The organism is Ramlibacter sp., assembly GCF_035706265.1.
Classification (GTDB): domain Bacteria; phylum Pseudomonadota; class Gammaproteobacteria; order Burkholderiales; family Burkholderiaceae_C; genus Ramlibacter.
The window spans coordinates 1-4273 of sequence record NZ_DASSVG010000246.1 but is presented as its reverse complement, the minus strand read 5'-3'; the positions used below and the strand labels follow the sequence as shown (position 1 = coordinate 4273).

4 protein-coding genes are annotated in these 4273 nt (G+C 68.8%); 3 read left to right on the top strand and 1 reads right to left on the bottom strand.

Annotation, left to right across the window (positions count from 1 at the left end; genetic code table 11):
* Positions 1-1169, top strand: a 1169-nt coding sequence (locus tag VFM98_RS09230) for a sodium/proton-translocating pyrophosphatase (protein WP_325109627.1), incomplete at its 5' end; no start/stop codon positions are given.
* 132 nt (positions 1170-1301) lie between these two features.
* On the opposite strand, the gene VFM98_RS09225 is transcribed toward VFM98_RS09230, so the two are convergent.
* Positions 1302-1886: a TetR/AcrR family transcriptional regulator gene (locus VFM98_RS09225; protein WP_325109626.1), complete on the bottom strand. Its 585-nt coding sequence runs from the start codon at positions 1884-1886 to the stop codon at positions 1302-1304.
* 73 nt (positions 1887-1959) lie between these two features.
* Here VFM98_RS09225 and VFM98_RS09220 point away from each other — a divergent pair, with 73 nt between their 5' ends.
* Complete coding sequence (locus VFM98_RS09220; RefSeq protein ID WP_325109625.1) at positions 1960-2778, top strand: metal-dependent hydrolase; 819 nt, start codon at positions 1960-1962, stop codon at positions 2776-2778.
* A 40-nt stretch (positions 2779-2818) separates the two neighbouring features.
* Entirely contained in the window at positions 2819-4252 is a 1434-nt protein-coding gene (locus tag VFM98_RS09215; RefSeq protein ID WP_325109624.1) for an aldehyde dehydrogenase family protein, read from the top strand.
* Positions 4253-4273 lie beyond the last annotated feature (21 nt).

Below are 4273 nucleotides of genomic sequence, written 5' to 3'. Positions count from 1 at the left end.
CCGCCGTGCTGTCGATCCCGGCCATCTGGCTGGTCACCAGCCACATCGTCGGCATGGACACAGTGCTCAAGGTCGGCGAGCGCTCGTTCACCGGCATGTCGCTGGTCTGGTGCTCGCTGGTCGGCCTCGCCATCACCGGCCTGATCATCTGGATCACCGAATACTACACCGGCACCAACTTCCGCCCGGTCAAGTCGATCGCCCAGGCCTCCACCACCGGCCACGGCACCAACATCATCGCCGGCCTCGGCGTGTCGATGCGCTCCACCGCCTGGCCGGTGCTGTTCGTCTGCCTGGCCATCGTGGTGGCCTACTACCTGGCCGGCCTGTACGGCATCGCCATCGCCGCGACCTCCATGCTCTCCATGGCCGGCATCGTGGTGGCGCTGGACGCCTACGGCCCGATCACCGACAACGCCGGCGGCATCGCCGAGATGTGGGAGATGCCCGCCTCGGTGCGCGACATCACCGACCCGCTGGACGCCGTGGGCAACACCACCAAGGCGGTGACCAAGGGTTATGCGATCGGCTCCGCCGGCCTGGCCGCGCTGGTGCTGTTCGCCGACTACACCCACAAGCTGGAATCCTACGGCCGCCAGATCAGCTTCGACCTGTCGGACCCGATGGTGATCGTGGGCCTCTTCATCGGCGGCCTGATCCCCTACCTGTTCGGCGCCATGGCGATGGAAGCGGTCGGCCGCGCCGCCGGCTCGGTGGTGGTGGAAGTGCGCCGCCAGTTCCGCGAGATCCGCGGCATCATGGAAGGCACGGCCAAGCCGGAATACGGCGTGGCGGTCGACATGCTGACGCGCGCGGCGATCAAGGAAATGATGGTCCCGTCGCTGCTGCCGGTGGTGGTGCCGATCCTGGTGGGCCTGATCCTCGGCCCGAAGGCGCTGGGCGGCCTGCTCATGGGCACCATCGTGACGGGCCTGTTCGTCGCGATCTCCATGTGCACCGGCGGCGGCGCCTGGGACAACGCCAAGAAGTACATCGAGGACGGCCACCACGGCGGCAAGGGTTCCGATGCGCACAAGGCGGCCGTGACCGGCGACACCGTGGGCGACCCCTACAAGGACACGGCCGGCCCGGCGGTGAACCCCCTGATCAAGATCATCAACATCGTGGCGCTGCTGATCGTGCCGCTGGTGGTCAAGTTCCACGCGTGACCTTCACTGGAAAAACGCTGAAGCGTTTTTCCAGTGCTCCAGTCAGATGACAAAGGCCGGAGTGAATCCGGCCTTTGTCATGAAGGGACCGCGCTGCATGTTATTCCGCGCGGTCCACGTGCCCCTGCGGGGTCATGCCCGCGTCACCGCCTTCAAGAGCCGCGTCGCCGTCGCCGTCAGCGCCGGCAGTTCCTCCACCTGCCCGTCCTCGATCGCCTGCAGCACCAGTTCGTGCATGCCGCCGATCAGGACCATCGCGATCTCCGGCGTCATGGGGCTGTGCGGCGCGGTGCCGGCGTTCACCAGCTGCAGCAGGAAATCGCAGATCTCGCGGTGCATCGCCCGGCGGACCTCCAGGCCGTCGGAACCCAGGCCCTGGATCTCGACGAACAGCGTGCGCAGCAGCACCGGGTTGCTGGCCAGGCATTGCAGGTAGGCACCGATCGCGCGCTCCACCTGCTCCTCCCAGCCCTGCGCGGGATCGATCGCTTCGCGCAGCACCTGCAGCGCGTTGCGGCTCGCCGCTTCGTACAGCGCGATCAGGCATTCGGCCTTGTCGTGGAAGTGCTCGTAGAAGGTGCGGCGCGAGACGCTCGCCTCGCGCACGATGTCGGCGATCGTGGTCTCGCCGTAGCCCTTGGCGGCCACGGCCGCAGCCATGCCGCGCAGCAGGCGGCTGCGGTGTTCCTGCGACGTTGACAGTGCCCAGTCGTGCATGCGAGGATGTTGGTACTAAATCGTACCCAGACTTTCCCCGGGCGCAAGGGGAGTCTCCCCGGCTCCGGAATCCATGACCGATCTCGTCGTCCGCCGCCTGCTCGTCGACATGCAGGCCCCCATCGCCCGCCACTGGTGCGCAGGCGATGCCTTCCGCACGGCGCTGTTCAACGCTCTGTCGATGAGCTTTCCGGTCGGCGAGCAGTTCTTCATGGACTCGGTGCGCAACGGCTTCAAGGCGCTGCCGCCCGAGCTGCAGGAGAAGTTCCGCGCCGAGGTGCAGGGCTTCGTCGGGCAGGAGGCGACGCACCGGCGGCTGCATTCGCTCTACAACGCGCACCTGGAGAAGCTGGGGCTGGTCAACGACTGGGATGCCCGCGCGCGCGAGCGCCTGAAGGTGCTGCAAGGACAGGACGTGCGCCACTGGGTGGCCATCACGGCCGCCAACGAGCACTTCACGGCCATCCTGGCCGACTTCCTGCTGCAGCACCCCGACCTGCTGGGCGACCAGGATCCGCGCCTGGTGACGCTGTGGCTCTGGCACAGCGCCGAGGAGTCGGAGCACAAGTGCACCGCCTTCGACCTCTACCGCGCGCTGGGCGGCGACCACGAATGGCGCATCCGCTGGATGAAGCGCATCACGACCATCTTCCTGTTCGACACGCTGCGGCAGACGGTGCTGAACCTCAAGCGCGACGGCACGCTGTGGAAGTGGAGCACGTGGCGCGGCGCCGCCCTCTACCTGTTCGGCCGGCGCGGGCTGGTGCGCCTCACCTACGGGCCCTGGCGCGAGTACTTCCGCCGCGACTTCCATCCGAGCCAGCAGGATTCGGCCGCCTCGCGCCGCTGGCTGGCGGAACACGCCAGCGAGTACGTCCCCGTCACGGCCTGACGCCGTCGGAGGGGATGAGCGGCTGGCGCACAATGGCGCCATGCAGCTGCACTACATTGCCAACACGCCCGTGCGCTCCTCCTCCGAGCGCACCCTGCCCGTCATCGACCCTTCCGACGGCCAGCCCTTCGACACCATCCAGCGCGGCACGCCGGAAGACATCGCGGCGGCGGTGAAGGCCGCGCGCCAGTGCTTCGAAGGCCCCTGGAGCAAGCTGAGTGCCGCCGAGCGCGGGCGCCTGCTGATGGGCCTGGCGCTCAAGGTCTGGGAGCAGGCCGACGAACTGGCCGCGCTCGAGCAGCGCGATTGCGGCAAGCCCACCAAGCAGGCCCGCGCCGACGCCCTGGCGCTGGCGCGCTATTTCGAGTTCTACGCCGGCGCCTGCGACAAGCTGCACGGCGAAACCCTGCCCTACCAGGAAGGCTACACGGTGCTGACCTGGCGCGAGCCGCACGGCGTCACGGGCCACATCATTCCGTGGAACTACCCGATGCAGATCTTCGGCCGCAGCGTGGGCGGGGCGCTGGCCGCCGGCAACTGCTGCGTGGTGAAACCGTCCGAAGATGCCTGCCTGTCGCTGATCCGCGTGGCGCAGCTGGCCGCCGAAGTGGGCTTCCCGGCCGGCGCGATCAACATCGTCACGGGCTTCGGCCACGAGGTGGGCGACGCGCTCGCCCGCCACCCCGGCATCGACCACATCAGCTTCACCGGCAGCCCCACGGTCGGCACCATCATCCAGCAGGTCGCGGCGGAGCGGCACTGCCCCGTGACGCTGGAGCTGGGGGGCAAGAGCCCGCAGATCGTGTTCGCCGATGCGGACCTCGAGGCCGCCCTGCCGGTCGTGATCAACGCCATCGTGCAGAACGGCGGCCAGACCTGCTCCGCCGGCTCGCGCCTGCTGGTCGAGGAATCGCTCTACGAGCCGCTGCTGGAGCGCCTGGGCGAGGCGTTCACGCAGCTGCGCGTCGGGCCGGCCGCGATGGACCTGGACGTGGGCCCGCTGATCCGCGCCACGCAGCAGCAGCGGGTGTGGGACTTCCTGTCCGACGCCCAGCACGCCGGCATCCCGATGGTGGCGCAGGGCACGGTCGTGGACGAAGCGCCGGAATCGGGCTTCTACCAGGCGCCCACGCTGCTGCGCGACGTGCCGATCACGCACCGGCTGGCGCAGGAGGAAGTGTTCGGCCCGGTGCTGGCCGCCATGAGCTTCCGCGACGAGGACCACGCGGTGGAACTGGCCAACGCCACCCACTTCGGCCTGGTGGCGGGCATCTGGACGCGCGACGGCGCGCGCCAGCTGCGCATGGCCCGGCGCGTGAAGAGCGGCCAGGTCTTCATCAACAACTACGGCGCCGGCGGCGGCGTGGAGCTGCCCTTCGGCGGCGTGAAGTCCTCGGGCTACGGGCGCGAGAAAGGCTTCGAGGCGCTGTACGGGTTCACCACGCTGAAGACGGTGGCGATCCGGCACGGATGATGGAAGACAACCCCGACTGCG

Coding starts and splice junctions, on each gene's coding strand:
- VFM98_RS09225 (WP_325109626.1), bottom strand. CDS start 1,886: ATGCACGACTGGGCACTGTCAACGTCGCAGGAACACCGCAGCCGCCTG.
- VFM98_RS09220 (WP_325109625.1), top strand. CDS start 1,960: ATGACCGATCTCGTCGTCCGCCGCCTGCTCGTCGACATGCAGGCCCCC.
- VFM98_RS09215 (WP_325109624.1), top strand. CDS start 2,819: ATGCAGCTGCACTACATTGCCAACACGCCCGTGCGCTCCTCCTCCGAG.